This is a genomic window from Streptomyces sp. NPDC028314, assembly GCF_055565795.1.
In genome coordinates, this window is sequence record NZ_JBVHTP010000002.1 from 50,348 (window position 1) to 74,529 (window position 24,182).

21 protein-coding genes, 3 tRNA genes and 1 other RNA gene are annotated in these 24,182 nt (G+C 73.0%); 16 read left to right on the plus strand and 9 right to left on the minus strand.

The features are described 5' to 3' along the window. The first annotated feature begins 151 nt into the window (after nucleotides 1-151). The 5 genes from ACZ4TG_RS04320 (at nucleotide 152) to ACZ4TG_RS04340 (ending at nucleotide 3,855) form a co-directional block, all read left to right on the plus strand. Nucleotides 152-1,117: an ABC transporter ATP-binding protein gene (locus tag ACZ4TG_RS04320; protein ID WP_468159818.1), complete on the plus strand. Its 966-nt coding sequence runs from the start codon at nucleotides 152-154 to the stop codon at nucleotides 1,115-1,117. Next, nucleotides 1,114-1,899: an ABC transporter permease gene (locus ACZ4TG_RS04325; RefSeq protein ID WP_468159819.1), complete on the plus strand. Its 786-nt coding sequence runs from the start codon at nucleotides 1,114-1,116 to the stop codon at nucleotides 1,897-1,899. The genes ACZ4TG_RS04320 and ACZ4TG_RS04325 overlap by 4 nt, the downstream gene beginning before the upstream one ends. Nucleotides 1,900-1,928: 29 nt before the next feature. Continuing rightward, on the plus strand, nucleotides 1,929-3,152 hold the full coding sequence (locus tag ACZ4TG_RS04330; protein WP_468159820.1) for a sensor histidine kinase: 1,224 nt from the start codon (nucleotides 1,929-1,931) through the stop codon (nucleotides 3,150-3,152). Further along, nucleotides 3,149-3,760 (plus strand): response regulator, encoded by a 612-nt coding sequence (locus tag ACZ4TG_RS04335; RefSeq protein WP_468159821.1) that lies wholly within the window; start codon nucleotides 3,149-3,151, stop codon nucleotides 3,758-3,760. Before ACZ4TG_RS04330 ends, ACZ4TG_RS04335 begins: the two co-directional genes overlap by 4 nt. Nucleotides 3,761-3,782: 22 nt before the next feature. Next, a tRNA-Gly gene (locus tag ACZ4TG_RS04340) sits at nucleotides 3,783-3,855 on the plus strand. 134 nt (nucleotides 3,856-3,989) lie between these two features. Here ACZ4TG_RS04340 and ACZ4TG_RS04345 read toward each other — a convergent pair. The 6 genes from ACZ4TG_RS04345 to ffs all read right to left on the minus strand — a co-directional run bounded on the left by ACZ4TG_RS04345 (nucleotide 3,990) and on the right by ffs (nucleotide 12,349). Beyond that, nucleotides 3,990-4,907 (minus strand): phosphoribosylaminoimidazolesuccinocarboxamide synthase, encoded by a 918-nt coding sequence (locus ACZ4TG_RS04345; protein ID WP_468159822.1) that lies wholly within the window; start codon nucleotides 4,905-4,907, stop codon nucleotides 3,990-3,992. Nucleotides 4,908-5,012: 105 nt separating this feature from the next. Further along, nucleotides 5,013-6,491, minus strand: a complete 1,479-nt coding sequence (locus tag ACZ4TG_RS04350; RefSeq protein ID WP_468159823.1) for a N,N-dimethylformamidase beta subunit family domain-containing protein — start codon at nucleotides 6,489-6,491, stop codon at nucleotides 5,013-5,015. 280 nt (nucleotides 6,492-6,771) lie between these two features. Then, the gene (locus ACZ4TG_RS04355; RefSeq protein WP_468159824.1) at nucleotides 6,772-8,364 is read right to left on the minus strand and encodes a M48 family metalloprotease; all 1,593 of its coding nucleotides are present in this window, start codon (nucleotides 8,362-8,364) and stop codon (nucleotides 6,772-6,774) included. A gap of 276 nt (nucleotides 8,365-8,640) precedes the next feature. After that, the gene (gene purD / locus ACZ4TG_RS04360; protein WP_468159825.1) at nucleotides 8,641-9,894 is read right to left on the minus strand and encodes a phosphoribosylamine--glycine ligase; all 1,254 of its coding nucleotides are present in this window, start codon (nucleotides 9,892-9,894) and stop codon (nucleotides 8,641-8,643) included. A gap of 60 nt (nucleotides 9,895-9,954) precedes the next feature. Beyond that, entirely contained in the window at nucleotides 9,955-12,174 is a 2,220-nt protein-coding gene (locus ACZ4TG_RS04365) for a DNA polymerase III subunit gamma and tau (protein WP_468159826.1), read from the minus strand. Between the two features lie 76 nt (nucleotides 12,175-12,250). Beyond that, nucleotides 12,251-12,349, minus strand: an RNA gene (ffs, locus tag ACZ4TG_RS04370) — signal recognition particle sRNA small type. A 129-nt stretch (nucleotides 12,350-12,478) separates the two neighbouring features. Between ffs and ACZ4TG_RS04375 the strand changes: the two genes are divergently transcribed. Further along, a tRNA-Ser gene (locus tag ACZ4TG_RS04375) sits at nucleotides 12,479-12,566 on the plus strand. Between the two features lie 130 nt (nucleotides 12,567-12,696). On the opposite strand, the gene ACZ4TG_RS04380 is transcribed toward ACZ4TG_RS04375, so the two are convergent. Continuing rightward, the gene (locus tag ACZ4TG_RS04380) at nucleotides 12,697-13,026 is read right to left on the minus strand and encodes a PIN domain-containing protein (protein ID WP_468159827.1); all 330 of its coding nucleotides are present in this window, start codon (nucleotides 13,024-13,026) and stop codon (nucleotides 12,697-12,699) included. Between the two features lie 18 nt (nucleotides 13,027-13,044). Beyond that, nucleotides 13,045-13,332 (minus strand): hypothetical protein, encoded by a 288-nt coding sequence (locus ACZ4TG_RS04385; protein ID WP_468159828.1) that lies wholly within the window; start codon nucleotides 13,330-13,332, stop codon nucleotides 13,045-13,047. 304 nt (nucleotides 13,333-13,636) lie between these two features. Between ACZ4TG_RS04385 and ACZ4TG_RS04390 the strand changes: the two genes are divergently transcribed. From ACZ4TG_RS04390 to ACZ4TG_RS04425, 8 genes are all read left to right on the plus strand, one after another. After that, nucleotides 13,637-14,599, plus strand: coding sequence for a recombination directionality factor (locus ACZ4TG_RS04390; protein ID WP_468159829.1), 963 nt, complete (start codon nucleotides 13,637-13,639; stop codon nucleotides 14,597-14,599). 123 nt (nucleotides 14,600-14,722) lie between these two features. Then, nucleotides 14,723-14,816 (plus strand) — tRNA-Phe (locus ACZ4TG_RS04395). A 141-nt stretch (nucleotides 14,817-14,957) separates the two neighbouring features. After that, nucleotides 14,958-15,173 (plus strand): type II toxin-antitoxin system VapB family antitoxin, encoded by a 216-nt coding sequence (locus ACZ4TG_RS04400; protein WP_468159830.1) that lies wholly within the window; start codon nucleotides 14,958-14,960, stop codon nucleotides 15,171-15,173. Then, a complete protein-coding gene (locus ACZ4TG_RS04405) occupies nucleotides 15,170-15,592 on the plus strand; it encodes a PIN domain-containing protein (protein WP_468159831.1) in 423 nt (140 codons plus the stop codon). Before ACZ4TG_RS04400 ends, ACZ4TG_RS04405 begins: the two co-directional genes overlap by 4 nt. A gap of 373 nt (nucleotides 15,593-15,965) precedes the next feature. After that, entirely contained in the window at nucleotides 15,966-16,652 is a 687-nt protein-coding gene (locus ACZ4TG_RS04410; RefSeq protein ID WP_468159832.1) for a hypothetical protein, read from the plus strand. After that, nucleotides 16,642-17,436 (plus strand): ATP-grasp domain-containing protein, encoded by a 795-nt coding sequence (locus tag ACZ4TG_RS04415; RefSeq protein ID WP_468159833.1) that lies wholly within the window; start codon nucleotides 16,642-16,644, stop codon nucleotides 17,434-17,436. The genes ACZ4TG_RS04410 and ACZ4TG_RS04415 overlap by 11 nt, the downstream gene beginning before the upstream one ends. Before the next feature lie 99 nt (nucleotides 17,437-17,535). Then, nucleotides 17,536-18,231 (plus strand): scabin-related ADP-ribosyltransferase, encoded by a 696-nt coding sequence (locus ACZ4TG_RS04420; protein ID WP_468159834.1) that lies wholly within the window; start codon nucleotides 17,536-17,538, stop codon nucleotides 18,229-18,231. A 31-nt stretch (nucleotides 18,232-18,262) separates the two neighbouring features. Further along, nucleotides 18,263-18,658 (plus strand): TOBE domain-containing protein, encoded by a 396-nt coding sequence (locus ACZ4TG_RS04425; protein ID WP_468159835.1) that lies wholly within the window; start codon nucleotides 18,263-18,265, stop codon nucleotides 18,656-18,658. A 112-nt stretch (nucleotides 18,659-18,770) separates the two neighbouring features. Here ACZ4TG_RS04425 and ACZ4TG_RS04430 read toward each other — a convergent pair whose 3' ends face one another. After that, entirely contained in the window at nucleotides 18,771-20,216 is a 1,446-nt protein-coding gene (locus tag ACZ4TG_RS04430; protein ID WP_468159836.1) for a helix-turn-helix domain-containing protein, read from the minus strand. 219 nt (nucleotides 20,217-20,435) lie between these two features. On the opposite strand from ACZ4TG_RS04430, the gene ACZ4TG_RS04435 reads away from it, so the two are divergent. Next, nucleotides 20,436-21,308: an FAD binding domain-containing protein gene (locus ACZ4TG_RS04435; RefSeq protein WP_468159837.1), complete on the plus strand. Its 873-nt coding sequence runs from the start codon at nucleotides 20,436-20,438 to the stop codon at nucleotides 21,306-21,308. Further along, complete coding sequence (locus ACZ4TG_RS04440; protein ID WP_468159838.1) at nucleotides 21,305-24,139, plus strand: molybdopterin-dependent oxidoreductase; 2,835 nt, start codon at nucleotides 21,305-21,307, stop codon at nucleotides 24,137-24,139. The genes ACZ4TG_RS04435 and ACZ4TG_RS04440 overlap by 4 nt, the downstream gene beginning before the upstream one ends. Nucleotides 24,140-24,182 lie beyond the last annotated feature (43 nt).

Sequence of the window (24,182 nt, forward strand, 5' to 3'; positions counted from 1 at the left end):
CAGAGTGCAAAGGCCCCGATCATTGATCGGGGCCTTTGTCGTATCCCCGCAGTTATACCCGCGGCCATGCCGATCCACGACTGACATATGTCATCGCCGGTCATGACAGCCCGCACTGCTGCCCCGGCCGATCCGCCGCGAGCCTTGAGTCATGACCGACACAGTGATCCGGGCCGAAGGACTGCGCCGCGGCTACGCCGGAGGATTCGAGGCCGTACGCGGCGTCACCTTCTCCGTGGCGCGCGGCGAGGTGTTCGCCCTGCTCGGCACCAACGGCGCGGGCAAGACCTCCACCGTGGAACTGCTGGAGGGACTGGCCGCGCCGAGCGGCGGACAGGTCCGGGTCTTCGGCCTCGACCCGTACGCGCGGCGGGCCGAGGTCCGGCCGCGCACCGGGGTCATGCTCCAGGACGGCGGGTTCCCCTCCGAGCTGACCGTCGCCGAGACCGTCCGGATGTGGGGCGGGGTCACCACCGGCGCCCGGCCGGCGCCCGAGGTGCTGGAACTGGTCGGGCTGGCCGCGCGGGCCTCCGTACGGGTCAAGCAGCTGTCCGGCGGTGAGCGGCGCCGGCTCGACCTGGCGCTGGCCCTGCTCGGGCGGCCCGAGGTGCTGTTCCTGGACGAGCCGACCACCGGCATGGACCCCGAAGGGCGTCGGGACACCTGGGCGTTGGTACGGGAACTGCGCGACCAGGGCACCACCGTCCTGCTGACCACGCACTACCTGGAGGAGGCGGCGGAGCTCGCGGACCGGCTGGCGATCCTGCACGAAGGGGAGCTGGTGCTGAGCGGCACCCCCGCCGAGGTGACCTCGACCCGGCCCGCCCGGATCCGCTTCACCCTCCCCGCGGGGGTGCCCGCGGGCCGGCTGCCGCTGTCGCTGCGGGCGGCCGCGGACGGGCGGCGCGTGGAGATCCGTACCGAACGGCTCCAGGACAGCCTCGGGGAACTGCTGCGCTGGGCGCACGAGTCCGGGGTGGAACTGGCCGGGCTCGACGCCCGGTCCGCCTCGCTGGAGGAGGCCTTCCTGGAGATCGCCCGGAGCCGCCGGGGTTGCGCTGCGCAGGCCGGTACCGACGCCCGTGGCGGCGGCAACGCGGCGGCGGTGTACCGATGAGCACGCTGAACCTGACCGCCCCGAACCTCAGCCCCCGACGGCTCACCGCCCTGGGCCGGGCCGAACTGACCCTGCTGCGGCGCAACCGTGCCGCGCTGACCCTGGCCCTGCTGATGCCGCTGGCCATGGTGTTCCTGCTGCGCTCGACGCTCGCCGGCAACGACGGGCGCGCCGCGGAGGCCATCGGCGAGGCCACCCTCACCGGCGGCCTCGGGCTGATCCTGCTCCTCGTCGTCTACATGAACCTGGTCTCCGCGTACGTGGCCCGGCGCGAGGAGCTCGTCCTGAAGCGGCTGCGCACCGGAGAGGCGGGCGACCTGGAGATCCTGGCCGGGACCGCGCTGCCCGCCGCCGTGATCGCCCTCGGGCAGATCACCGTCCTCACGCTGGCCGGCGCCGCCGCGCTCGACGCCCCGATGCCGGACGACCCGCTGCTGCTGGCCGGGGCGGTGCTCGCCGCGATCGTGCTGCTGGCCGGGATGTCGGCGGTGACCAGCTCCTTCACCCGGAGCGTGGAGAGCGCGGGCCTGACCACCCTGCCCCTGTTCCTGGTGACAGCGCTCGGCTCGGGCCTGTTCCTGCCGGCGGACGCGCTGCCCGAGCGGCTGGCGTCGGTGTGCGAACTGCTGCCGCTCAGCGGGGTCATGACGCTGGTGCGGGGCGCCTGGAGCGGCGGCCCCGGCGGCGGGGAGCTGACGGGGGCGGCGCTGACCACACTGGCCTGGATCATGATCACCGTGTTTGCTGTCCAGCGGTGGTTCCGCTGGGAACCGCGCCGCTAGGACGTAGAACGAAGTCGGGGGACGGGACCGTGTCGAAGCTGACCGGGTGGTGGAAGAACCGCGGCAGTGCCGGAAAGATCGAGCTGTACACCCGCTGGTCGTTCCACTTCTTCATCGCGATCGAGGCCCTCGCGATCCTTGGGGGCCTCGCGCCCGAGGGCATCGGGGCCGTCACCGGGGCGCTGCTCGCGGCCGCGGCGCTGTGCATCGCCCTGTCCGGGCTGCTGTCCTCCCGGGCCCTGGACTGGGTGCTCGGGCGGCGGGAGCGGCCCGTGCGGCTGATGCTGGCCATGGTGGCGGTGACCGTCACCACCTGCCTGAGCGCCCTGGTCCTGCGGTCGGTGGGCATCGTCACCAGCGAGAACGTGGCCCCCGTGCTGGTGACCAACCTCATCGCCTTCTCCACCGGTTCGCTGGCCTTGACCCTGACCAAGGTCAGGCACATGGTCTGCGTCGGACCGGCCGCGGCCTGCTTCGCCGGCTGCGCGTCGATGGCGACGGGACGGCCGGGCTTCGAGCCCGTCGGATACGGCGTCGGCGTCCTCATCACGAGCACGTTCATGACGCTGGCCTGCGGTTTCTCCTCCTGGCTGCTGAAGACCGTGTACGAGCTCGACCGCGCCCGGGAGCTCCAGGCACAGCTCGCGGTCGCCGAGGAGCGGCTGCGGTTCGGCCGCGACCTGCACGACGTGATGGGCCGCAACCTGGCGGTGATCGCCCTCAAGAGCGAGCTCGCCGTGCAGCTGGCCCGGCGCGGCCGCCCGGAGGCGGTGGACCAGATGACGGAGGTCCAGCGGATCGCCCGCGAGTCGCAGCGGGAGGTACGGGACGTCGTACGCGGCTACCGCGAGGCGGACCTGGCGGTGGAGCTGGAGGGTGCGCGCGGGGTGCTGAGCGCGGCCGGGATGGCCTGCCGGGTCGAGTTCGACGCCGGGCGCGTGCTGCCCGCCGAGGTGCAGTCGGCGCTGGGCTGGGTGGTCCGGGAGGCGACCACGAACGTACTGCGGCACGGGGACGCGCACAGCTGCCTGATCCGGCTGGAGCAGGCCCGCGGCGGGTCGGGCGCGCTGACCCTGCTGGTCGAGAACGACGGGGCCCCCGAGGCGCCGGCCGGGCCTCCGGGATCGGGGCTCGCCGGACTGCGGGAGCGCCTCGCGGTGGTGGACGGGACCTTGCTGGCGGGACCGGTCGGGGGCGGCCGGTTCCGGCTCCTGGCGGAGATCCCCGAACAACGACTGGAGGTGCGGGCGTGAGCCCCGTACGTGTACTGCTGGCCGACGACGAACACCTGATCCGGGGCGCCCTGGCCGCGCTGCTGGCCCTGGAGGACGATCTGCTGGTCGTCGCGGAGGCCGCCTCGGGGCCGGAGGCCCTGGCCATGGCGCGGGCGCACCGGCCCGATGTGGCGGTGCTGGACCTGCAGATGCCGGGCGCGGACGGTGTGAGTGTGGCCACATCCCTGCGGACCGAACTCCCCGGCTGCAAGGTCATGATCGTGACCAGCCACGGCCGTCCCGGCCACCTCAAGCGGGCCCTCGCGGCGGGCGTGCGGGCCTTCGCGCCGAAGACGGTGTCGGCGCAGCGGCTGGCCGAGCTGATCCGCACCGTGCAGGCCGGAGGCCGTTACGTCGATCCGGAGTTGGCGGCCGACGCGATCAGCGCGGGGGACTCGCCGCTGACCGCGCGGGAGGCGGAGGTGCTGGAACTGGCGGGGGACGGGGCGCCGATCGCGGAGATCGCGGAGCGGGCCTCGCTGTCGCAGGGGACGGTACGGAACTACCTGTCGTCGGCGGCGACGAAGCTCGGGGCCGAGAACCGCCACACGGCGGTGCGTCTCGCGCGGGAGCGAGGTTGGGTATAGTAGGTCTCGCGTTACGGCGCATGCGGACATAGCTCAGTTGGTAGAGCACCACCTTGCCAAGGTGGATGTCGCGCGTTCGAGTCGCGTTGTCCGCTCTGTAGTGCAGAAGCCCCCCGGTCCTCGGACCGGGGGGCTTCTTCGTGTCTGCCCGCCTGCGGCCTGCCGCCCCCGGCCTCCCGCCCGTTGCGGGGGCGGAAGGCGGCAGGCGGGAGGCCGCAGGCGGGGACGCTCAGTGTCCGGTGGTGGCGGTCCAGGTCAGGCCGGTGAGCCGCTCGTACGCCTCGATGTACTTGGCGCGGGTCTGCTCGACGACCTCCTGCGGCAGCGCCGGCGGCGGGAGTTCGCCGTGGCGGTCCCAGCCGGAGGCCGGGGAGGTCAGCCAGTTGCGCACGTACTGCTTGTCGAAGGAGGGCTGGGCACGGCCCGGCTTCCACTCGTCGGCCGGCCAGAAGCGGGAGGAGTCGGGGGTGAGCACCTCGTCGGCGACGACCAGGGTCCCGTCGGGCGCGAAGCCGAACTCGAACTTGGTGTCGGCCAGGATGATCCCGCGCCGGCGCGCGATGTCGCGGGCGTGCCGGTACAGGGCCAGGGTGGCCTGGCGCAGCTGCGCCGCCGTCTCGGCGCCGACGCCGCGGGCGACCTCCTCGTAGGAGACGTTCTCGTCGTGCTCGCCGACCGCGGCCTTGGCCGCCGGGGTGAAGATCGGGCCGGGCAGCTCGGAGCCGTCCTCGAGTCCCTCGGGGAGGGCGAGTCCGCAGACCGTCCGGGTCTGGTCGTACTCGACGAGACCGGAGCCGGTGAGGTAGCCGCGGGCCACGCACTCGACCGCGACCATGTCGAGGTTCTGGCAGATCAGCGTGCGGCCGGCCCAGTCGGCGGGGGCTCCCGCGGGCAGCTCGGTGCTGATGACGTGGTTCTGGACCTGGTCCCGGAGCTTGTCGAACCACCAGAGGGAGAGCTGGGTGAGGACGCGCCCCTTGTCCGGGATCTCGGTCGGCAGCACCCAGTCGAAGGCGGACATCCGGTCGCTGGCCACCATGACGAGGTTGCCGTCCTCGTCCCGGTAGAGGTCGCGCACCTTGCCGGTGTGGAGGTGGACGAGGCCGGGCACCTGGACCGGCTCGGGCTTTTCGACGAATCCGGACACGGGGTCTCCCTGTGGTTCTGTACGAGCGCGAACCCATTGTCTCGTACAGGGGCCCACACCCCCACCAGGGGGGCGCGCGGGCCCCTCCCGCCCCGGGCGACGCGTTCAGTCCCGCTTGCAGATCCGGTCGAGGAGATTCGCAGTGGCCCGCTGGACCCGTTCGTCGACATGGCCGGGGCGGTCGAGCGCCGGGGACCAGGCGAAGGTGCCGGAAGCGAAGACGAGCGCCCCGCTGGGTGCCCGGTAGAGGGAGGTCTCCTGGTGGCGCTTGGCACCTTCGGTGTCGAGGTACGGGGAGTGCGCGAGGAGGATCCGGTCCTGGTGCTCGGGCAGCTGGGTGCGCGGGAAGTACCGGTCGGCCTCGCCCGCGACCAGGCCGTCGAGCTCGTCGTTCTCGGCCGCGCCGGTGGAGTCCCAGAGCCAGTGCGTGGCATTGCGCACGATCAGGGGCGCGGGCTCGGGGACTCGCCCCGCGTACTGGATGCCGAGCAGCTGCTGTTCCGGGCGGTCGACCTCGCGCCACAGACTGGGGCGGCCGGGGCCGCGGCGTTTTCGGCAGGTGAGGAGCCGGTCCTCGACCCCGGAGGGGGAGGGGGCGAGCTCGACCTGCCAGTACATGGTGTTGGCGGAGAGGAAGACGAGCGAGGTGCCGTGCTCGCGGGCGCGCTCGACGGTGCGGCGCATGGGCACCGACCAGTACTCGTCGTGGCCGGGGAAGACCAGGCCGCGGTAGCGGGTGGGGTCGACGCGGCCGGCGTGCAGGTCGCGGGTGTCGGCGTAGGCGAGGTCGTAGCCGTAGCGCTCGGCCCAGCGGATGAAGTCGTAGGCGTGGCCCACGTGGAGGGGCAGGCCCGCGCCCGCGTAGGGGCGGTCGAAGGAGACGGTGATGGCCGCGTCCCGCTCGCCGAGGAGACGGCCCTGCTCGTCCCAGGCGTGGTAGAGGCTCGCGCCGGTGTGGCCGTCCTCCGGGTAGAGGTTGTAGGCCTGCCAGGTGATGTCGGGCAGGAGGAGGAGCAGGTCGGCGGGGTGGTCGTCGCGGACCGTGAAGGGGATGTGGGAGCGGTAGCCGTCGACGGTGGTCAGGACGGCCACGTAGGCGCCGAGATTCCAGTACGAGGGGACCTGGAGCCGCCACGACAGCCACCAGTGGTGGCAGGAGACGGTGCGGTCGGCGGTGAGCGGGGCCGGCTGGACGATGCCGGAGAGCCGGGGGCTGGAGTGGACCTTGCTCGCGCCGTCGCCGCCGTAGTGACCGATGCGGTAGATGTCGACGGAGAACTGCTGGGGCGGATCCACGGTGATGTGGAAGTCGATCGCCTCGCCGGGGGCCACGGCCCCGGTGGAGGCGAAGCCCTTGATCTGCCGGTGGACGTCGTCGGCGGTGAGCGGGCCGCCGCCGCTGCGGGCCCGCGGGACCTGGCCGGGGGCGACGGCGGGGTCCACGTACCAGGGGACGACCTGGCCGGTGTCGTCGAAGTACAGCTCGCTGCCCCGGAACCAGGGCAGGGGGCCCTGCCCGAAGGGGTCGGTCACCGCGTGCGCGAGCGCACCTGACTCCCACCGCCGGATCTGGTCCGCACCCATTCCGCTCCCCTCCCTCGCTCCCCCGAACACGTATCCATCGCCCCCAGCACATCACATAACGCACGCACTCCGTCACCGTTCGTCGCGAAAAAGCCTTGCCGGGTGCGCTTCTTGTCGGATGCGCGCCTTGCCAGGTGCGCCTTGCGGGGGTGCGCCTTGCCGGGGTGCGCGCCTTGGCGATGCGGGGTGGCGCAGCGGCCGGGGCTGGGGGCGGGGCTCGGGACGGCTCCCCGGGGGCGCCGAGGGGCGCGCCGGAGGCCCGGAGGCCCCGCCGTGCCCGCTACACCAGCCGGACCGGCTTCTCGGGGCGGACTCCGACCTGCGCGAGCCACTCCCGCAGCGGCTCGGGGTCGCCGTCCTCCACGAGACACAGCACCCGGGGCGCGAGGTCCGACCTGCGCTCGCCGCCGACCAGCAGCACGGGCCCGTCGAGCCAGTCCAGCCCCGGCGCGGCCCCGGCCGAGTCCACGGCGGCGCAGCACACCAGCGCCGTCACGTGGTCCGCCAGCAGGTCCCGCCCGCTTCTCGGAGCCTGGAGCGGGAACAGCGGCACCGCGTCCGCCCCCCGCGCCATCGAGGAGTCCGGCCCGGCCTGCTCCCGCGCCTGATCCCGCGCCTGATCCCCGCTGAGTCTCCCGGCCAGGGATTCCCCGGCTGGGCCGGCGTCCGTGAGGAAGGCCAGTACCCGCTCCACCGTCGGGGCGGCGGGGGCCGCCAACGCGTCCAGGGCGGCATGCAGGCGGGCGGCCTCGGTACGCCACTTCCGGTCCACGACCTCTTCCGGGTAGGCCGCCCAGTCCACCGGCGACCAGTCCGGACCCGCCTCGGCCGGGCCGCCGTGGAACAGCCGCGCGGCCAGCAGCGAGGCCGCCTCGTCGACGGCGCCCGGCTGCTCCAGGAGATCGCACGCGGGCCGCTCGCCGAGCCGTGAGGTGAACCCTTCCGCCAGCCGGTCCCGGCGGGACAGTTCGGTCAGGGCGGAGACCACCCCGGCGTCGAGACGCGCCGGCCAGCGGCCCATCCGCCAGGCCGGCAGAGCCACCCGGGTCAGCAGCCGGTCCCAGCCCGCGTAGGCCAGCCCGACCTGCTCCTGGGCGACGATGCGCAGCCCGTAGTCCACATCCTGTGCGCGCTCCGAGGCGGCCGCGGCCACCCCGCGCTCCATCTCGGCGGCGTCCACCCGGCACAGGGTCAGCAGCAGCCGGGCCGGGCCGGCGATCCAGCCGAGGCCGGGCCTGCTGCCCACGTCCACGGCGGCGTCGAGCCCCCGTACGAAACCTCGCGCGTCGGCTATGTCCGGGTGCGCCGAGGGGCCCGTACCGGCAACGACCGGCGCGAGGACCGCCCGTAGCTCCGCGACGCGCATCCACCACAGGAACGGCGAGCCGATCACCAGCACGGGGGCGGCGCCCGGCGCGGACTCCGGACGACCGGCCGATATGCCGGCCCGGCGGTGGGCGGGATGGGTGCGGTCCTCCAGCCAGCTGTCGCAGTCCGGGGTCAGGGCTATCGCGGAGGGCGCGGGCACGTCCATCCGGTCGGCCAGATCCCGCACCAGCCGGTACAGGTCGGGGGCGGCGGCCTCCGACAGCGGCACCGTCGGCGTCACGGCGGGGCCGGCCCGGAGCACCACGGCGGCGAAGGTCCCGCCGACCAGGAGCACCAGCGCGGCGACCGCGCAGACGGCGAGGGTCACCGCCTGCCAGGGATCCGCGCCCAGCCGGCCCGTCATCCGGGCGGCGACGAGCACCACCGCGACGGCGGCGGGCAGCAGTCCGAGGGCCAGCGCCCTGCTGCGGACCCGCAGCACGGCGAGGGCTCGGGAACGCGCGGACGGCGCGCCCACTTCAGCGATCGAACTGGTTCCGGACACGGCCGGACCTCACCCCCTCTGCCCTGCGGCGGCTTTGCTCACTCCCCCACTGTGACACCCGCCACTGACATCGCAATGCCGGTGGGCCATGTGCCGGAATGCTTGCGCCGCACCCTAGTTGGGGCCGGCCGCGCAGTCAGGCGGACCGGGGCACGATCACCCGATGGAATGGCTTTGGGCAAAGGTGGGTGCGTTCGAACGCGGCCGGATGCAGTCGCACGCGCGGGCCCGGGCGCGCAGTGTGCGCCCGGGCCCGCGTTCGAGTGGAGCCGCTGCTCAGCGGCCTTCGGCAGCCTTGGCCGCAATGTCCGTACGGTGCTGCGAGCCGTCGAGCCTGATCCGCGCGACGGCCTTATACGCCCTCTCCCGCGCCTGCGCCAGATCGGAACCGGTCGCGGTCACCGACAGCACCCGCCCGCCCGCGCTGACGACCGCGTCGCCCTCGCGGCGGGTCCCGGCGTGCAGCACGTACGCGTTCGGGGCGTCCTCGGCGGCCACCTCGGCCAGACCCTCGATCGGGTCCCCGGTACGCGGGGTCTCCGGGTAGTTGTGCGAGGCGATCACGACGGTGACGGCCGCGTCGTCGCGCCAGCTCAGCGGCGGTTCGGCGGCCAGGGTGCCGTTGGCGGCGTTCAGCAGCACGCTCGCGAGCGGGGTGCGCAGCCGGGCGAGGACCACCTGGGTCTCGGGGTCGCCGAAGCGCGCGTTGAACTCGATGACCCGGACCCCGCGCGAGGTGATCGCGAGACCGGCGTAGAGCAGACCGGAGAAGGGGGTGCCGCGGTGGCGGAGTTCGTCCACGGTCGGCTGGAGGACGGAGGCCATGACCTCTTCGACCAGCTTCGGGTCGGCCCAGGGGAGCGGGGAGTACGCGCCCATGCCGCCGGTGTTGGGGCCCTCGTCGCCGTCGAGCGCGCGCTTGAAGTCCTGCGCGGGCTGGAGCGGCAGCACGGTGACGCCGTCGGTGATCGCGAAGAGGGAGACCTCCGGACCGTCCAGGTACTCCTCGATGACCACGCGGTCGCAGCCGAGCGCGTGCGCGCGGGCCGCGGCCAGGTCCTCGGTGACCACGACGCCCTTGCCGGCGGCGAGGCCGTCGTCCTTGACGACGTACGGGGCGCCGAAGGCGTCGAGGGCCGCGTCCACCTCTTCCGGGGTGGTGCACACGTAGCTGCGCGCGGTCGGGACCCCGGCAGCGGCCATCACGTCCTTGGCGAAGGCCTTGGAGCCCTCCAGCTGCGCGGCCTCGCGGGACGGGCCGAAGACGGGGATGCCGGCCGCGCGGACGGCGTCGCCGACTCCGGCGACCAGCGGGGCCTCCGGTCCGACGACGACCAGGTCGGCGCCGAGCTCGGTGGCGAGCCGGGCGACGGCCTCGCCGTCGAGGGCGTCGACCGGGCGCAGCTCGGCCACCTCGGAGATGCCGGCGTTGCCGGGAGCGCAGTACAGCGCGTTGACGTCGGGGTCGAGGGACAGAGAGCGGCACAGGGCGTGTTCGCGGGCGCCGCCGCCGATGACGAGGACCTTCACGCCATGAAGCGTAGCCCGCGCTCCGGATTCCCTTTCGTGCGGCCACCCAATGAGACGGCCCTACTCGTTCGTATATTCCTCTACAACGGTCGCTCCGAGCTCGCGCACGATGAGGTCGTGCCCCGTCAGGGCGGTGTCGACGAGGTCGGGGTCGTCCTCCTCCGGGACGTCGTCCTCGGGGGCCACGGGCGGGGGCGCCTGCTGTACGGGAGGCTGCGGCGCGGGCGCCGACTGCGGGGGCTGCTGCTGGTACTGCGACTGGGGCGGCTGCGGGGCCGGGGCCTGCTGCGCCGGGGGCGTCGGGCTGTAGGCGGGCGCGGGCGGGGCGGAGTAGGAGCCCGCGGCGGGTGCGGGGGCTCCGCCGCCGCCACCGCCGACCACGGCGTCGATCTTCCAGTTGACCTGGAACTGCTCGGCCAGGACCGCCTTGAGCACGTCCTCGCTGCCGCTGCTCGCGAAGTTGTCGCGGGCTCCGGGGTTGGGGAAGCCGAGCTGGAGGGTCGTCCCGTCGAAGCCGGTGACCTGGGCGTTCTGGCTGAGCAGGATCCAGGTGAAGCGGCGACGGTTCTTGACGGCCTCCAGGACTCCGGGCCACATGGCCTGCACCTGGCCGGCGCCCGCGGCCATGCCCGGGGAGGGGGCGGCCGCCGCGGGGGCCGGGGTGGCCGCCGGAGCCGGAGCCGGGGCGGGCGCCGGGGCGGCCGTACCGGGCGCGGTGGCGCTGGGCCAGGCCCCGGCGGTGGGCGCGGGGGGCTGGGTCTGGGCGGCGGGGGTCTGGGCGGCGGGGGCTGCCGGGGACGCGGCCCCGGGCCAGGCGCCGGGGGCACCGCTGCCGGGCTGCGCGGCGCCGGGCCAGGCGCCGGGGGCGGGACCGGCGGGCGCGGGCGCGGGGGGCGGCGGGGTCGCGGCCGGGGGCGCGGGGGCCGGAACCGCGGGGGCGGGGGCCGGCACCGGGGCGGGGGCCGGCGCGGGAGCCGCCTCGGGCTCGGGGGCTCGTACGGCGGCACGCGCGGCGGCCATGCCCCCGGCGGGCCCGGCCGGGGCCATGCCGTGGGCCTCGGGCCCGGGCACGTACCCCATGACGGGTGCGGCGGCCGGAGCGGCGGCGAGGCCGGCGGCGAACCCGCCCCGCTCCAGCCGGTCGAGCCGGGCCTGGAAGGACCGCTCGTCATCGAAGGCGGCGGGCAGCAGCACGCGGGCGCAGATCAGCTCCAGCTGGAGCCGGGGCGAGGTCGCTCCCCGCATCTCGGTGAGCCCGGTGTTGACCAGGTCGGCGGCGCGCGACAGCTCGGCGGCCCCGAACACGGAGGCCTGGGCCTGCATCCGCTCGACGACATCGGCCGGGGCGTCGATGAGCCCCTTCTCCCCGGCGTCGGGCACGGCGGCCAGGATCACCAGGTCGCGCAGCCGCTCCAGCAGGTCGGCGACGAACCGGCGGGGGTCGTTGCCGCCCTCCACCACGCGGTCGACGACCTCGAACGCGGCGGCCCCGTCCCCGGCGGCGAAGGCGTCGATGACGGAGTCCAGCAGCGACCCGTCGGTGTACCCGAGCAGGGAGGTGGCCATGGCGTACGTCACACCCTGGTCGGCGGCGCCGGCGAGCAGCTGGTCCATGACGGACATCGAGTCACGCACGGACCCGGCGCCGGCCCGCACGACGAGCGGCAGCACGCCGTCCTCGACGGTGGCCCCCTCACGCCCGCAGACCTCGGCCAGGTACTCCCGCAGGGTCCCGGGCGGGACCAGCCGGAAGGGGTAGTGGTGCGTCCGGGACCGGATGGTGCCGATCACCTTCTCCGGCTCGGTGGTGGCGAAGATGAACTTGAGGTGCTCCGGCGGCTCCTCGACGACCTTCAGCAGGGCGTTGAAGCCCGCCGAGGTGACCATGTGGGCCTCGTCGATGATGTAGATCTTGTAGCGGCTGGAGGCCGGCCCGAAGAAGGCCTTCTCCCGCAGGTCACGGGCGTCGTCCACACCACCGTGCGAGGCGGCGTCGATCTCGATGACGTCGATGGACCCGGGGCCGTTGCGCGCGAGGTCCCGGCAGGACTGGCACTCCCCGCAGGGGGTCGGCGTGGGACCTTGCTCACAGTTCAGGCAGCGGGCCAGGATGCGCGCGCTGGTGGTCTTGCCACAACCGCGCGGGCCGCTGAACAGGTACGCGTGATTGACCCGGTTGTTCCGCAGGGCCTGCATCAGCGGTGCAGTGACATGCTCCTGACCGATGACCTCGGCGAACGACTCGGGGCGATAGCGGCGGTACAGCGCAAGGGACGACACGTCTACGAGGTTATCCGGGCCCACCGACAACAGCGGCCCTCCGACCCCGCGGGACCGGCTCCGGACCCGCCCCGGAACGCAAAGCGCCCCCCACGCACCCGCCAGAGCCCACTTACCCTTGCTGCCTTCCGGCCCTGGGGGAGTTGGGTGAGATAGCGCCACGTGAGGGGCTGCGCCCACCCTAGCGGATGAAGCCACCCGGAATCGACCCGGACCCCTCCCGGACGCATCCCGAACCCGTCCGGGGTCACCGGTTGGCGATCACGTTCGCGAGCACCCCTCAACGTCTTGTATTGTTTGCGGCGGAGGATTCGCCTAGTGGCCTAGGGCGCACGCTTGGAAAGCGTGTTGGGGGCAACCCCTCACGAGTTCGAATCTCGTATCCTCCGCCAGTGCCTCACCGGGCACTTGAAGGCCCCGACCGGGAAACCGGCCGGGGCCTTCTGCGTTGCATGGTCTGAGTTCCAGTCTCGTTTATTTGCCTCGTAAGCGGACGTTTCCGCGCGTTCCGCCCTCGATGGCCTATCCCTCGTACTCCCAAGGGTTCAGCAGGAGTACGCCCGATCGCGCCAGATGCTTGATGTTGCGGCTCACCAGCGTCCAGTCGTTCGCCAGCGCCGTGGCGGCGATCAGCGCATCGGGGGGATCGATGCTGGTCCCGGCACTCTTGAGCCTCCGGTGAAGAGCGAGGTAGGCGAGTGCCTCCCGCTCTCCGACGGTGGCGATCCGGTCGCGGTACTGATCGCCGCGATCGTGATGACGCTCAGGCAGAGGGCAGGAGCTGGAACAGACCGAGCCCAGGCGACGACGGCCGGGCAGGCTTCGGCCGGGTGGTGATCTCGGCGCCCACATTGGTGTCGAGCAGATAGATCACTCGCCGTCCGCCGCATCGTCGTAGGACCGCTGCCCGAACTCCAGACCCTCGAACGGGGCCGCCGTAAGCCGCTCAAGGAATCCGTCGCTGCCCAGGGTCGCCCAGCGGTGCAGCATGTCGGGCAGGGCATCGATGTCGGTGTCGGCGAGCTCGGCATCGAAGTGCCCGAGCTGCTGCTCGGGCAGAGACTCCCGGATCTCCCGGATCGTCCGGAGCGGATGGGACTGAGGACGGGACTCCTCGGGTCTGCGCGGCGGGAGCGGCAGATTAGGGGCAGTGCTCATATCGGCTCCTCCACGCTGTGGTCCACGGGCCCATGCCTGAAGACCACCCTGGGCCGGGCGGCCCGGGAGAGGGTCGGAAACGACCCGAATCCGAGCTTTGACGGGACCCATCCGCCGAGTCGCCGCCGGCAGTGTCCGGCAGCCGGCCTCTGCCGGCGGCAGCGATGCCCCTTTGGTTGGAACCAGCTGAACGAAGCTGTCCGGCTGGACACAATGGGGAGCACCGCCTTGTAGTCAGTCGCGTGCACCGCGTCATTGGGACATGGCGAAGATCAGCTGGCGCCCCCTCCACCGAAGGTAGCGAATGACGCACAGCACAGCCGCCCGAGCCGGACGCTTCCACACGGGGCGTTTATCCGAGGGACTGCCCCAGGCTCTGGAGGCCTGGCGTGTCACCACCGACGATGCCGATGTAGCCGCCCGTGTCGCCGGCTTCCTGGGTGGCGAACCTCGACCAAACGAAGGGACAGGAGGACCCGGCCTTGCCTACGAAGTACTGACGAGCCGAGAGAGCGTACGCGTTCTACTGGACGGGCCCGACGCGGTGGCGGCACACATGGTCCTCTGGGGCAGTACGGGCCTCAGCCACCATTGCGACGGCGTGGCGTTCCTGTCACCGGAAGAGAAGAAGGGCCAGCCCTGCGGCTGCCCGCCACTGCTTGAGGACAGGAAGCTGGCGGCCAGAGCCATGCGCGGCCCGACGCCCTCCGTCGACATCACCTTCCGGATCGCAGCGGCACCCGAGCTCGGCGCGTTCCACTTCATGACGGCCTCATGGCAGATGGCCGCGCAGCTCTCCGACCTGACGGACTCGCTGGAACGTGTCGACGGCCCGGCCGTCTGCGACCTCACCATCGAGCTCGTCAGCTACACAACCAAGGCGGGCAGAGACGTCTGCTACCGAAAGCCTGTGGTCACGGTGCTCGGCAGCCCCGACACCATCGCGCCCGAACCCCCGCCAGCTGCCGAACCCGCGCCTGCTCCGGCACCACCAGCACCCCGTCGCAGGGCCAGGCCGGCCTCTGAGCCCACCACCCCGTCCGCGCCGCAGTCGAGCCACTCGGTCACCGTGGATGCCGTTCTGCTCCGCCGTGCCGCCCAGGTGCTGGGCACCGGCGACCACCAGCAAACCGTCATCGCCGCCCTGTCCGAGATCGTGGCGGGACGGCAGCAGACCACGGAGCTTGCCCAGCTGCGAGAGGATGTCGAACGCATCGCCGCCATCGCGGGGCAAGCGCTCCGAGGCCGGGACTCCGCGCTCACCTGACCGGCTCCGACCGTCTTGCAGTGATCTCCGGCAGCCGGGCCAGGCTGGTCTCAGTCCTGGTCTCGTTCACGTCCGTCCGAGACGGTTCGGACAGATACGGACCGAATGCTTCGCCGCAGGTCAGGACGGGTACGACCCCAGCCGGACAGGCGTACGAACATGTGGAAAGCGTGTTGGGGGCAACCCCTCACGAGTTCGAACCTCGTACCCTCCGCCAGTGCCTCACCGGGCACTTGAAGGCCCCGACCGGGAAACCGGCCGGGGCCTTCTGCGTTTCTCCGCCGCGACCGAGTCGATCGCAGTGGATGCCGGGCGAGATATACTTGACACACAAGTTGATATCACAGGAGGTGCCTGGATGAGTCGAACCGTGATCGACCTTGATGATGAGCTGCTGGCCGACGTGGCTCAGGCACTCGGGACCAGCACCAAGAAGGAGACGGTCAACACCGCTCTGCGCGAGGTGCTGGAGAACCGGCGGCGGGCTCTCGCGCTCACTCGGCTGCGTGCTGCCGCCGCAGAGGGCTCCTTCGACCTGGACCTCTTCGAGGACAAGAGGAACTACCGGCGGTGAGCGCGGCACAGTTCCTGATCGATACCAGCGCCCTCGCACGGTTCCTGCGCGGCGACGCCGAACAGTACGGCTGGGACCAGGCGGCCGCAGCCGGCCTCATTGCGACCTGCCCGATCACCGAGCTGGAGTTCTTCTACAGTGCCCGCTCTGCCGCGGACCGCCAGCGAGGCATCGAGGACATGCGGTTGCTGTTCAGCTGGGTGCCCGTCGACGACCGGGCATACGACCGCGCCTGGCAGGTCCAGGAGCTGCTGACCCAGCGTGGACACCATCGCAGTGCCGGCGCGGTGGACCTCGTCGTTGCCGCCACTGCGGAACTGCAGGGGCTGACCCTCCTGCACCGCGACCACGACTTTGAATGCATCGCAGCTGTCACGGGCCAAGCCATGCAGTGGTACGGCCCGGAGGCCGGCAAGTGAACGTGCGCCTGGTCTCATTCGCAGGGCGTGCAGCGGCTGTTCGGCACTTCGGTAGTCGCGGGCCCTCCCCCGGTCCGGGCGCCCTGGCCGTCGCCTGACCGGCACATGAGCACTACGAGCATGTGGAAAGCGTGCTGGGGGCAACCCCGGGTGCGGTCGGCGCCACCCGTGGGCGGGAACCTCCGCCGTACGGCACGTCCGGGCCCGGCGTTTGGGCCATGGGCTCGGCGCCGGTCCGGCCGAGGTCCACACATGGCGCGTTCCTTGATCTGAGGACAGGCGTGGGAGCAACCGCTCGGCCTGGACGCGCCACTGGCGGAGTTGCTGACGGACGCGACCTCCGACGAGCTGCGCGGCATGCTGGCGACGCTGGGTGTCAGAGTGCCGGGCACCAGGCAGCGGTGCGTGGCGGCCCTGGTCGCGCATCACAGCGATCCGCAGTCGGTCGCCTCCGTGCTCGCGAAGGCCCCTGCGGCTGCCCGCCCTCGCCGCGCTCCGAGCCGAGGGGTACGCGCCCGTCTCCGAGACGGCCGACGGAGCCGTCCGGGTCGAGAAGAACCGGCCCGAGCGGGTCCCCTCGCCCGTACCGGGCCCACGCGAGGCCCGTGCGCAGGCCGGCCTGCGCACCAAGGCGGCTCCCCCCACACCGCAGGCCCCCGCCGCCGACCTGGACGCCCTGGCCGCCCGGCTCCTGACCGCCCCGCCGACCGCGCCCGAGCCCGACCCGTTCGGGCCCGGCGGAATCCCCTTCGGGACAGACACCGAGGAGATCGTCGCCGGGAACGCGAAGCAGCTGTCGTACAGCGATGTCCGCCAGCTGGCCCATGCCATCGACACCGGTACGGCCGTCACGGTCGACTACGTCGCCGCTTCAGGCGCCCGCACGGTACGCACCCTCGACCGGCTCACCCTCGAACCGCCGTGCCTCGAAGCCTGGTGCCACCTGCGGGACGCCGAACGCGTCTTCAGCCTCTCGGGGAATCCACGGCGTGATGCCCGCGTAGGACCTGGGAACAACCCGCCCGGGGCCGGCGGGCCAGAATGGCGGCGTGGAGCATGAGCGGGCGGTGTTGCTGGTCCCCGGGCAGCGGAGCAGTACGGCCGGGCTGCTCGCCGGGGTGGCCCGGCGGCGCGGTATGGACGTGCGGGGTCTGGAGCGCGGGGTCGGGGGGCTCGGCGGGCGGGAGGTGTACTGGTGCGCGGGGCCGGTGGCGGCCGCGCGGGTCGGGGGCGGGCTGGGGCTCGGGCTGCTGGAGCCGCCGGACGACTGGCTGGTGCGGCTGCCGGAGCGGTACGCGGGACGCAGGGTCGAGCTGACCACCCTGGCCCGGGCGCGGGGGCTGGCGGGGCCCGCGTTCGTGAAGCCGCCGCGCGACAAGTCGTTCCCGCCGGGCGTGTACGGCGACGGGGAGGCGCTGCCGCGCGGGCTGCCGCCGCAGACGCCCGTGCTGGTCTCGGAGGTGGTGGAATTCGCCGCCGAGTACCGGCTGTTCCTGCTCGACGGGGAGATCGCCGCCGCGAGCCGGTACGCCGTGTTCGGGCGGCTGGACTCCGCCCCGCTGGAGGAGGATCCGCGCGCCGGTGCCGTACGCCGCTTCGCGGACGGGCTGGGCGGGACCGGGCTGCCGAGCGCGGTGACCGTGGACGTGGGGGTCACGACCGGGGGCCGGTGGGCGGTGGTCGAGGCCAACATGGCCTGGTTCTCGAACGGTTACGCCGCCGCTCCCGAGCGCGTGCTGGACGTGGTGCTGCGGGCCGCCGGGCCGCTCCGGCTGGTCCGGGACGCCGACCGGGCGTTCGTGCGCGGCCGGAGCGGCGGCGGATCCTTTCCCCGGTACGACTGATCCACCCGTGCGGGTGGATCCGTACCGTCGCGCCCGGGGCGGGCCGTCCGCCGCGCCTATAAAGGGCCCGTCATGTTGATCAACTGATGGGCTCCCACCATGTTGCAGGCCGCTCTGCGGGTCCTCGCCGCCGTCTCCCTCGTCTCCGCCGCCGCCGTCTCACCGGCCGCCGCCGCCCCCGTCGCGGCGGAGGACGAACTGACCTCGCCCTGCGGGCCCGTCGTCGAGTACCGCGCCTGGGACTGGTGGCGTACGACGACCAATCCGATGATCGCCCGCGCCGTCGCGGCCGCCGCGACGGCGGAGGACTGGCAGTGGCGCAGCGACGTGAACACCCTGTGGCGCGGCGACACCCGGGAGACCGTCGAGGAGATCTTCCGCACCGGCTTCACGCCCCGGGGCGAGGAGTTGACCCCGCTCGCCGAGTACATCGTCAAGGGCGGCGGGCAGAACAGCGCCCACCTCAGCACCAGCTGCGAGAAGTGGGTGGCCCAGAAGTTCGCCACGTACGGCACCGCGCAGACGGGCTGGGTCTACGAGATCCACGCCCCCGGCGGCATCGACGTGAACGCCACCGCGAAGAAGAACAACTACAACTCGCCCTACCTCTGGAACAAGGAGATCGACTTCCCGGGCGGGGTCGAGGGCCGGTACATCAAGGGCGCCTGCAAGTACCACCTGCTCCGCACCGATCCGGAGACCAAGATCAGCACCTGGGAGGAGCTCGGCTGCAAGAACAACGCCGACTTCGCTCCCTACAAGGCCGACGCGGCCGCCCTGGCCACCGCCCGCTGAGCCGCCGGCCCGCCCCACTAGGCTGCGGGGCGTGCCGTCGTACTCCATGGGTCAGGCCGCGAACCTGCTGGGCGTCAGCCCCGAGACCGTCCGCCGGTGGGCGGACGCCGGAAGGCTGCCCGTCCGGCGCGCCCCCGACGGGACGCGGACCGTGGACGGTGTGGCGCTCGCCGCCTTCGCCAAGGAGCGGGCCGCGACTGCGGCGGCGGACCCCGGCCCGGTGAGCACCTCGGTACGGAACTCCTTCGCGGGGATCGTCACCGCGGTACGGCTCGACGAGGTGGCGGCCCAGGTGGAGATCCAGTCGGGTCCGCACCGGGTCGTCTCCGTCGTGACCCGGGAGTCGGTGGAGCAGCTCGGGATCGCGGTCGGGGTGAGCGTCACGGCCCGGGTGAAGTCCACCGAGGTCCACATCGACCTGGCCTGACCCCGCGGGCCCGCCCGGGCCACCGCCGGGCCCACCGCCCGGGTTCACCGCCGGGCCCCCCGCCGGGCCCACCGCCCGGGCGCAGCCCCCGGGCACCACCCCACCCCCGCGCTCACCCGCAGCGCAGCGCCGCGTACAGGTCGAGCTTGTGGTCGAGCCGTGAGAGGTCGCGGCCGGTCAGGGCCTCGACCCGCTCGATCCGGTAGTGCACCGTGTTCACGTGCAGGTGCAGGGCCTCCGCCGTGCGGGCCCAGGAGCAGTTGTTGGCCAGGAACACCTCCAGCGTCTCCCGCAGCATCCCGTCGCCCAGCGACCCCAGCGTCCGCGCCGCGAAGACCGTCCGGACCTCCGGCGGGACCCCGGCGAGCAGTTCCGCGAGCGTGTCCAGCTGCTCCACGCACCGCACCGGAACCGCGCCGTCCGCCGCCGTCAGGGCGAAGCGGGACTGGTTGAGCGACGCGCGTAGCGCCTCGGCCGTCGCAGCCCGCGCACCCGCGCCGAGGCGCAGGTCGGCATCCGGATCGGCGCAGGCCTGGACGAGCGGCCACACCGAGCGGAGCCGGCCCGGGACCTCGCTCCCGGCGGACGGGTCCTCGTACAGGACGGCGGCGAACTCGCCCACCGCCGACGGAACCGTGTCCAGGTGGCCCAACGCCTCCGCCAGCGCGTCCCCCGAGGTGGCCGTCAGCACCCGGTACGGGCCCCCGAGCGGAAGTCCGGCCGCGGTCAGCGCCTCCTCCAGCGTCCCCGGGTCGGGTTCCCCGGACAGCACCCGGATCAGCTCCTCGCCGGCCGCCCGGGCGGCGGCGACCCGGCGGGCCTGGCCGTCGCGGTACTGGGCGATCACCTCGGCGATCTCGTGGAGCACCCGCGGCGGCGCGGCGTCCGCGTCGGGCACGTGCAGCTGCCAGGCGTCGTACGGGGAGCTCTCGGACTCGATGCGCAGCGAGAGCCCGTTGCGGGCCGAGGCCGAGCGCTGGGCGGGGATTTCGGGCGCGGAGGGCGTACGGGCCACCGTGCGCCCGCTCGCGGTCAGCAGGTAGCACGCCACCCGGCCGAGGTGCGCGCACGCCCGGTCCAGCAGCTCGGCGGGACCGGCCCCGCCTTCGAGCAGCCGGCTCAGCTCGCTGCGCACGTTCTCGGGCAGCGCGAAGAGCCGGGTGGGACGGCGGCTGAGGTCCCCCCACTGCCGCAGGTAGACGGCCTCGGTGACGGCCCGGAAGCTGGTCCGCGCCGGCACGGCGACGATCGGCACCCGGTAGGCCCGGCAGGCGGCCACCAGCTCGTCGGGGACCCGGCCGTGGGTCTCCTCCCCGGCCAGCAGGGCGGTGGCGCCGGCCTCGGCGAGCGCGGCGACGAACCGGTCCGCCTTCGCCAGGTCGCCGTCGGCCCACCACACCAGGCCGCTCAGCACGAGCTCCCCGGGTCCCAGGAAACGGCCCGGGTCCTCCAGGTCGGTGGCGGTGACCCCGCTGACCTCCTGGCCGAGAAGAGCCTCCTCCCCCCAGAGCAGGGTGAGGCCGAGATTGTCGGACTCGAGCAGGTCGAGGACGTGCATGGCAGGGACTCCTTGCGGTGGGTGGCAGCCCACATTCGCCAGGCGAATACGAGAAAGCCCATCGTAAATGCAAGGGGAACGGCCGGGACGGCCTCTTGGTTAATCATCCAGGGTGAGCCGCCGCACACCCACCCCTTTCCGTGGCCGGGACCAGTCGTTTCGCCCCCGTCCCCGTTGCTTCACTGACTGAAAACCCCTGGGAGAGGCCGGTGGCGCGAAGTGGATCTCAACACGGTGCTCGACGTGCGCGACGCACGCCGCAGGGAACCCTGGCGGCCCGGTGACGCATGGCTCGGCGGCGGCACGTACCTCTTCTCCGAGCCGCAGCCGCACATCCGCCGTCTGATCGACCTCTCCCGGATGGGCTGGGCGCCGCTGTCCTGGCAGTCCGACGGCTCCCTGGAGATCGCCGCGACCTGCACCATCACCGAGCTGTCCCGCTTCGGCCGGTCCCTGCCCGCGAACGCCTCCCCGCTGATCGAGCAGTGCTGCCGGGCCTTCCTGGCCAGCTTCAAGATCTGGAACATGGCCACCGTCGGCGGGAACCTCTGCAACGGCCTCCCGGCCGGCCCGGTCATCTCCCTGACCGCCGCCCTCGACGGCGAGGTCCGGCTGCTGGGCCAGGACGGCGCCACCCGCCGGATGCCCGTCGCCGACTTCATCCGCGGAGCGGGGGTCAAGGACCTCCGCGACGGCGAACTGCTGCGTTCCGTCCGCATCCCGGCCCGCGCCCTGGATTCGCGTACGGCCTTCCGGCAGGCCTCCCTCTACGGGCTCGGGCGTTCCGGCGCCCTCGTGATCGGGGCGGCCGACCCCCAGGACGGCTCCCTGACCGTCACGGTCACCGCGGCCACCACCCGCCCGTTCCGCTTCTGGTTCTCCCAGCCGCCCACGGCCGCCGAGCTGCGGGAGGCGATCGACGGCGCCGTCCGGCCCGACGAGTGGTTCGACGACATCCACGGCCTGCCCGACTGGCGGCGCCACATGGCCCTGCGGCTCGCCGAGGAGATCCGCCGCGAGCTGGGGGACGACCCGGCCGCCCGGCCGGACCCGCGGCGCCCGGCCGCCGACCCGCAGGAGGGATCACGATGAGCACCGAGAACGCGCGCAGCGGCGCCGAGACCACCGAGGGCTACCGGATCGAGGTCAACAAGCGGGAGTTCACGCAGGAGCCCCGCGCCGGCCAGTGCCTGCGCACGTATCTGCGCGAGCGCGGCTGGTTCGGCGTGAAGAAGGGGTGCGACCAGGGCGACTGCGGCGCCTGCACCGTGCACGTGGACGGGCAGCCCGTGCACAGCTGCCTCTACCCGGCCGTCCGCGCCGAGGGCCGCTCCGTCACCACCGTCGAGGGGCTCGCCAAGGAGGGCGGCGAGCTGCACCCGGCCCAGCAGCAGTTCCTCGACGCGCAGGGCTTCCAGTGCGGCTTCTGCACGGCCGGCTTCCTGATGACCACCTCCGCCCTCCAGGCCGAGCGGGGCACCGCCCACGACGACGGCAAGCTCGACGACCTCCCGCGCGCCTTCAAGGGCAATATCTGCCGCTGCACGGGCTACCGCGCCATCGAGGACGCCGTGCGCGGGGTCAAGCACACCGAGCGCCCCGAGGCCGGCCAGGCCGTCGGCAAGTCCCTGGGCGCCCCGGCCGGGCCGCAGGTGGTCACCGGGACCGCCCGCTACACCTTCGACGTCGAGGTGCCCGGCCTGCTGCACATGAAGCTGCTGCGCTCCCCGCACCCGCACGCCCGCATCGTCTCCATCGACACCACCGACGCCCTCCAGGTCCCGGGCGTGCACGCGGTCCTCACCCACCACGACGCCCCCGACCGGCTGTACTCCTCGGCCCGGCACGAGCACCCGACCGAGGACCCGATGGACACCCGCGTCCTGGACGACGTGGTCCGCTTCGTCGGCCAGCGCGTGGCGGCCGTCGTCGCCGACAGCGAGCAGGCGGCCGAGGAGGGCTGCCGCCGCGTGGTCGTCACGTACGAGGAACTGCCGTACGTGATCGACCCGGAGGAGGCGATGCTGCCGGGCGCGCCCGTCATCCACCCCAAGGGACCCGAGTCGGGGATCTTCCGCGCCGAGAACAACGTGTGCGGCGAGGTCCACAACACGCTCGGCGACATGGAGAAGGGCTACGCGGAGGCGGACGTCGTCTACGAGGAGACCTTTCAGACCCAGCGCGTGCAGCACGCCAGCCTGGAGACCCACGGCAGCGTCGCGTACTTCGAGCCCAAGGAGGAGGGCGACGGCGAGCGCATCACCGTCCGCTCCTCCACCCAGGCGCCGTTCCTGACCCGGCGGGCGCTGTGCGCCCTCTACGACCTCGGTGAGGACGAGGTCCGCGTCGTCGCGGGCCGCGTGGGCGGCGGGTTCGGTGGCAAGCAGGAGATGCTGACCGAGGACATCGTGGTCCTCGCCGCCCTGAAGCTGCGGCGCCCGGTGAAACTCGAATTCACCCGGGCCGAGCAGTTCTACGGCGCCACCACCCGCCACCCCTTCAAGATCACCATCAAGATCGGCGCCAAGGCCGACGGCACCCTGACCGCGCTGCGCATCCGCGTGCTCGCCAACACCGGCGCCTACGGCAATCACGGCCCGGCGGTCATGTTCCACAGCGTCGGCGAGTCCTTCGCCGTCTACAAGGCGCCGAACAAAGAGGTGGAGGCGTACTCCGTCTACACCAACGGCGTACCGGCCGGTGCCTTCCGCGGCTACGGCCTGGGCCAGGTCCTCTTCGCCCTCGAATCGGTGATGGACGAGCTCGCCATCAAGCTCGGCATGGACCCGCTCGTCCTGCGCGAGAAGAACGTCATCGGCGCCGGCGACCACATGGTGACCCCGATCGGCCACGAGGAGGACCTCTTCATCGCCTCGTACGGGATGAAGCAGTGCATGGACGTCGTCCGCAAGGCCATCGCCGAGGACCGCAGCCACGAGGACGTGCCGGAGGGCTGGCTCACCGGAACGGGCTCGGCCGTCGCGATGATCGCGACCGGCCCCCCGGGCGGCCACTTCGCCGACGCGCGGGTCAGCCTGCTGCGCGACGGCACGTACGACATCGCGGTGGGCACGGCGGAGTTCGGCAACGGCACCACCACCGTCCACAAGCAGATCACCGCCGGGGCGCTGAACACCACGGTCGACCGGATCGCGGTCCGCCAGTCGGACACCGACGTCGTCCGCCACGACACCGGCGCGTTCGGCTCGGCCGGCACGGTGGTGGCGGGCAAGGCGGTCATGCTGGCGGCGAACTCACTGGCCGAGCGCCTGCAGACCTTCGCGGCCCGGCACACCGGCGTCGCCCGGCACCTGTGCAAGCCGGGGGCCGAGGCCTTCGACTGCGCCGGCCGGACCGTCACCCTGAAGGAGCTGCACGAGGCCGCGTACGACAAGGGCAGGCTGGAGGAGCTGGCGGCGGACGGGCACTGGGGCGGCAGCCCGCGCTCGGTGGCCTTCAACGCCCAGTGGTTCCGGCTCGCGGTCGACCCCGACACCGGCGAGATGAAGATCCTGCGGAGCGTGCACGCGGCCGACGCGGGCAAGGTGATGAACCCGATGCAGTGCCGCGGCCAGGTCGAGGGCGGCGTGGCCCAGGCCCTGGGCGCCACCCTCTTCGAGACCGTACGGGTGGACGAGCGCGGGGAGGTCACCACGGCGGCCTTCCGCCGCTACCGGCTGCCGCAGTACGCGGATGTCCCGCGCACCGAGGTCCACTTCATGGAGACCTCGGACGCGATCGGCCCGCTCGGCGCCAAGTCGATGAGTGAGAGCCCCTTCAACCCGGTGGCCCCGGCCTTCGCCAACGCGCTGCGGGACGCGACCGGGGTCCGGTTCACGGAGATGCCGGTGACACGCGACATCGTCTGGCAGAAGATCGCGCAGAAGCGATCGCGGAATCTGCCAGGTGGAACCGGCCAATGACGGCACACATGCGGCTCGCACCAAGCACTCAACCTTGCAGATG

Coding starts and splice junctions, on each gene's coding strand:
- ACZ4TG_RS04320 (WP_468159818.1), top strand. CDS start 152: ATGACCGACACAGTGATCCGGGCCGAAGGACTGCGCCGCGGCTACGCC.
- ACZ4TG_RS04325 (WP_468159819.1), top strand. CDS start 1,114: ATGAGCACGCTGAACCTGACCGCCCCGAACCTCAGCCCCCGACGGCTC.
- ACZ4TG_RS04350 (WP_468159823.1), bottom strand. CDS start 6,491: ATGGGTGCGGACCAGATCCGGCGGTGGGAGTCAGGTGCGCTCGCGCAC.
- ACZ4TG_RS04380 (WP_468159827.1), bottom strand. CDS start 13,026: ATGTGGGCGCCGAGATCACCACCCGGCCGAAGCCTGCCCGGCCGTCGT.
- ACZ4TG_RS04385 (WP_468159828.1), bottom strand. CDS start 13,332: ATGAGCACTGCCCCTAATCTGCCGCTCCCGCCGCGCAGACCCGAGGAG.
- ACZ4TG_RS04390 (WP_468159829.1), top strand. CDS start 13,637: ATGACGCACAGCACAGCCGCCCGAGCCGGACGCTTCCACACGGGGCGT.
- ACZ4TG_RS04400 (WP_468159830.1), top strand. CDS start 14,958: ATGAGTCGAACCGTGATCGACCTTGATGATGAGCTGCTGGCCGACGTG.
- ACZ4TG_RS04420 (WP_468159834.1), top strand. CDS start 17,536: ATGTTGCAGGCCGCTCTGCGGGTCCTCGCCGCCGTCTCCCTCGTCTCC.
- ACZ4TG_RS04430 (WP_468159836.1), bottom strand. CDS start 20,216: ATGCACGTCCTCGACCTGCTCGAGTCCGACAATCTCGGCCTCACCCTG.
- ACZ4TG_RS04440 (WP_468159838.1), top strand. CDS start 21,305: ATGAGCACCGAGAACGCGCGCAGCGGCGCCGAGACCACCGAGGGCTAC.